The sequence below is a fragment of the Streptomyces sp. MnatMP-M17 genome (assembly GCF_900091995.1).
Taxonomy (GTDB): domain Bacteria; phylum Actinomycetota; class Actinomycetes; order Streptomycetales; family Streptomycetaceae; genus Streptomyces.
The window spans coordinates 1-4,461 of sequence record NZ_FMDK01001100.1; the positions used below are offsets into that span (position 1 = coordinate 1).

Sequence of the window (4,461 nt, forward strand, 5' to 3'; positions counted from 1 at the left end):
CCAGGAGCGGCGGGCCCAGACGGCTGTACGAGCGGGCACGCAGGGCCTGGGACCGGCCGCTGACCGCGTACTACCTGATCCTCGGCAGCGGACTGCTGATCACCGTGCTCGGTCTGGTGATGGTGTACTCCGCGTCGATGATCTACGCGCTCCAGCTCTCGCTGCCGTCCACCTATTTCTTCCGCAAACAGTTCCTCGCGGTGATCCTCGGCACCGGACTGCTGCTGCTCGCCTCCAGGATGCCGACCAAGCTCCACCGGGCGCTGTCCTATCCGCTGCTGGTCGGCGCGGTCTTCCTGATGGTGCTCGTGCAGGTCCCCGGGATAGGGCGGTCCGTCAAGGGCAATCAGAACTGGATCTATCTGGGCGGCCCGTTCCAGCTCCAGCCCAGCGAGTTCGCCAAGCTCGCGCTGATCCTGTGGGGCGCCGATCTGCTCGCCCGCAAACAGGACAAGAGACTGCTGTCCCAGTGGAAGCATCTGCTGGTGCCGCTCGTGCCCGTCGCGTTCATGCTGCTCGGGCTGATCATGCTCGGCGGCGACATGGGCACGGCGATCATCCTGACCGCCATCCTCTTCGGTCTGCTCTGGCTCGCGGGCGCTCCCACCAGGCTCTTCGCCGGAGTGCTCGCCGTCGCGGGCCTGGTCGGCTTCGTACTGATCAAGACCAGCGAGAACCGGCTCTCGCGGTTCGCGTGCATCGGCGCGACCGATCTCGGGCCGAACGGTGAGTGCTGGCAGGCGGTCCACGGAATCTACGCCCTCGCCTCCGGAGGATGGTTCGGTTCCGGCCTCGGCGCGAGTGTGGAAAAGTGGGGCCAACTGCCCGAACCGCACACCGACTTCATTTTCGCCATCACTGGGGAGGAACTGGGGCTGGCGGGGACGCTGTCGGTACTCGCCCTCTTCGCGGCTCTAGGCTATGCGGGTATCCGCGTGGCCGGACGCACGGAGGATCCCTTCGTGAGGTATGCCGCGGGAGGTGTGACCACCTGGATCGCGGCGCAGGCCGTGGTCAATATCGGTGCGGTGCTCGGTCTGCTGCCGATCGCCGGAGTCCCGCTCCCGCTGTTCTCCTACGGAGGATCGGCCCTGCTGCCGACCATGTTCGCCGTCGGGCTGCTGATCGCGTTCGCGCGAGAGGATCCCGCCGCGAAGGCGGCCCTGGCCATGCGGCGGCCCCGGGTGAGATGGAAGACGATGAGACGGCGCGTCAAGAAGCGTCCGTCCGGAGAGCGGTGAATTTCGGTGCATGTCGTACTCGCCGGTGGGGGGACCGCCGGCCACATCGAGCCCGCGCTCGCCCTCGCGGACGCCCTGCGCAGGCAGGACCCCACCGTGGGGATCACGGCCCTCGGCACGGAACGCGGACTGGAGACCAGGCTCGTTCCCGAGCGGGGCTACGAGCTGGGACTCATCCCGGCCGTACCGCTCCCGCGCAGGCCCACGCCGGAGCTGATCACCGTCCCCGGGCGGCTGCGCGGCACCATCAAGGCGGCCGAGCAGATCCTGGAGCGGACCAAGGCCGACTGCGTGGTGGGCTTCGGCGGCTATGTCGCCCTGCCCGGCTATCTCGCGGCGAAACGGCTCGGAGTGCCGATCATCGTCCATGAGGCCAACGCCAGGCCGGGGCTGGCCAACAAGATCGGTTCGCGCTACGCGGCCGGAGTGGCCGTCTCCACCCCGGACAGCAAGCTCCGTGGCGCCCGGTACATCGGCATCCCGCTGCGCCGTACGATCGCCACTCTCGACCGCGCGCGGGTGCGTCCCGAGGCGCGTGCCGCCTTCGGGCTCGATCCGAACCTGCCGACGCTGCTCGTCTCCGGCGGCTCGCAGGGCGCACGCCGGCTCAACGAGGTGATCCAGCAGATCGCTCCGGTGCTCCAGCGCTCCGGTATCCAGATCCTGCACGCGGTCGGTCCCAAGAATGAAATGCCGCACGTGGACAACATGCCCGGAATGCCGCCCTATGTCCCGGTACCGTATGTGGACCGGATGGATCTCGCGTACGCCGCGGCCGACATGATGCTCTGCCGCGCGGGCGCGATGACCGTCGCCGAACTCTCCGCCGTCGGGCTGCCCGCCGCCTATGTTCCGTTGCCGATCGGCAACGGCGAACAGCGGCTCAACGCCCAGCCGGTGGTGAAGGCCGGCGGCGGTCTGCTGGTCGACGACGCCGAACTCACGCCCGAGTGGGTGCAGAGCCAGGTCCTTCCGGTGCTCTCCGATCCGCACCGGTTGTACGAGATGTCCCGCGCCGCCGCCGAGTTCGGCCGCAGGGACGCCGACGACCTGCTGGTCGGCATGGTGTACGAGGCGATCGCCGCACGCCGTCAGGCGTAGGGAGGCAGGGGAGAGTGGCCGGACCGACGACCGCCGAGCGCGGCGCACGACCGCGTTCGAAGTCCGGCCGCTCTCCTGAGGAACCCGTGGCCCGCCGGTTCCGACTGCCGGGCCGGCGGCTGATGATCGTACTGATCATGGCGAGCGTGCTCCTCGCGGGCGGTACCTGGGCGCTGTACGGCTCGAACTGGCTGCGGGTCGAACGAGTCAGCACCTCGGGCGCGGAGGTGCTCACACGCGCCGAGGTGGAGTCCGCCGCGGCCGTACCGGTCGGAGCGCCGCTGATTTCCGTGGACACGGACGCGATTGAGGCCAGGCTCCGGCGGAAGCTGCCACGTATCGATTCGGTCGAGGTGGCTCGTTCCTGGCCTCATGGAATCAGTCTGAAAGTGATCGAACGAAAGCCCGTCCTGCTTATCGAAAAGGGCGCAAAGTTCATCGAAGTGGACGGGGACGGTGTACGTTTCGCCGAGGTCGAGAAGGCGCCGGCCGGCGTCCCAGGGCTCGAATTGACGGTGGATCAGACAGCGGTTCCGCGGCGCTTCGGAACCGGCCGGCTGATCCTCGAAGCGGTACGTGCCAGAAGTGAACTCCCCAGGAAAGTGGCCGCGGACACCAGGAAGGTCCGGGTCCGTTCGTACGACTCGATCTCCCTGGAGCTGACCGGCGGCCGTACGGTGATGTGGGGAAGCGCCGAGGACGGCACGGCCAAGGCGCGTGCGCTCGCCGCTCTGATGAAAGCGGCTCCCAAGGCCGCGTACTTCGATGTGAGTGCTCCCACCGCGCCTGCCGCGTCAGGGAGTTGACGGACATATGCGCTGGCCAGCACCCTGGTTGGTCAGCGCTATGGGTGATCACATAGGGTGAAAAGAAAAACGGGAGGTTCGGCGTGTTCGTTGAACGTGCGCCACTTGTCGACTTAGTGTCCTGTTCGGAAGAGTCCAAGAAGCGGACACACTGGTAACCCTGAACTTCAACGTCAGGGTTTGGGTCGGCGTTTCGGACCGTCCCATCGGCATCAGTCGTCGCGGCGCCACATCGGCGGAGCGGCGACACGTAACTCGAGGCGAGAGGCCTTCGACGTGGCAGCACCGCAGAACTACCTCGCAGTCATCAAGGTCATCGGTGTCGGCGGCGGTGGTGTCAATGCCATCAACCGAATGATCGAGGTCGGTCTCAAGGGTGTCGAGTTCATCGCGATCAACACTGACGCGCAAGCCCTGTTGATGAGCGACGCCGACGTCAAGCTCGACGTCGGCCGGGAACTCACCCGCGGCCTCGGGGCCGGAGCCAACCCGGCCGTCGGCCGCAAGGCGGCAGAGGACCACCGTGAGGAGATCGAGGAGGTCCTCAAGGGGGCCGACATGGTCTTCGTCACCGCCGGGGAGGGCGGCGGCACCGGCACCGGCGGCGCGCCCGTCGTGGCCAATATCGCCCGCTCGCTCGGGGCTCTCACGATCGGTGTGGTCACCCGCCCGTTCACCTTCGAGGGCCGCCGCCGCGCGAACCAGGCCGAGGACGGCATCGCCGAACTCCGCGAAGAGGTCGACACCCTCATCGTCATCCCCAACGACCGGCTGCTCTCCATCTCGGACCGCCAGGTCAGTGTGCTCGACGCGTTCAAGTCGGCCGACCAGGTCCTGCTCTCCGGTGTCCAGGGCATCACCGACCTCATCACCACGCCCGGTCTGATCAACCTCGACTTCGCCGATGTCAAGTCCGTGATGTCCGAGGCGGGCTCGGCCCTCATGGGCATCGGCTCGGCCCGCGGCGACGACCGCGCGGTGGCCGCCGCCGAGATGGCGATCTCCTCGCCGCTCCTCGAAGCGTCCATCGACGGCGCGCGCGGTGTGCTGCTCTCCATCTCCGGCGGCTCCGACCTCGGTCTCTTCGAGATCAACGAGGCGGCCCAGCTGGTGAGCGAGGCGGCCCATCCCGAGGCCAACATCATCTTCGGCGCCGTCATCGACGACGCCCTCGGCGACGAGGTACGGGTCACCGTCATCGCGGCCGGCTTCGACGGCGGACAGCCGCCGACCCGGCGCGAGACCGTGCTCGGCGCTTCGGGCAAGCGCGACGACCAGCCGGTCCCGTCCCGCGCGGACAGCGGCCGGGCCCC

4 protein-coding genes are annotated in these 4,461 nt (G+C 68.1%); all 4 read left to right on the forward strand.

The window, feature by feature from the left end:
* The coding region (gene ftsW / locus GA0115259_RS36460) for a putative lipid II flippase FtsW (RefSeq protein WP_107469396.1) at window positions 1-1,241 on the forward strand (1,241 nt) is incomplete at its 5' end.
* A 6-nt stretch (window positions 1,242-1,247) separates the two neighbouring features.
* Window positions 1,248-2,342 carry an undecaprenyldiphospho-muramoylpentapeptide beta-N-acetylglucosaminyltransferase gene (gene murG / locus GA0115259_RS36465; protein WP_093604762.1) on the forward strand — a complete coding sequence of 365 codons (1,095 nt, stop codon included), beginning with the start codon at window positions 1,248-1,250 and terminating at the stop codon, window positions 2,340-2,342.
* A gap of 14 nt (window positions 2,343-2,356) precedes the next feature.
* Complete coding sequence (locus GA0115259_RS36470; protein WP_093604764.1) at window positions 2,357-3,148, forward strand: cell division protein FtsQ/DivIB; 792 nt, start codon at window positions 2,357-2,359, stop codon at window positions 3,146-3,148.
* Between the two features lie 276 nt (window positions 3,149-3,424).
* Window positions 3,425-4,461 (forward strand): cell division protein FtsZ (ftsZ, locus tag GA0115259_RS36475; protein ID WP_093604766.1); only part of this gene is annotated, 1,037 nt, incomplete at its 3' end.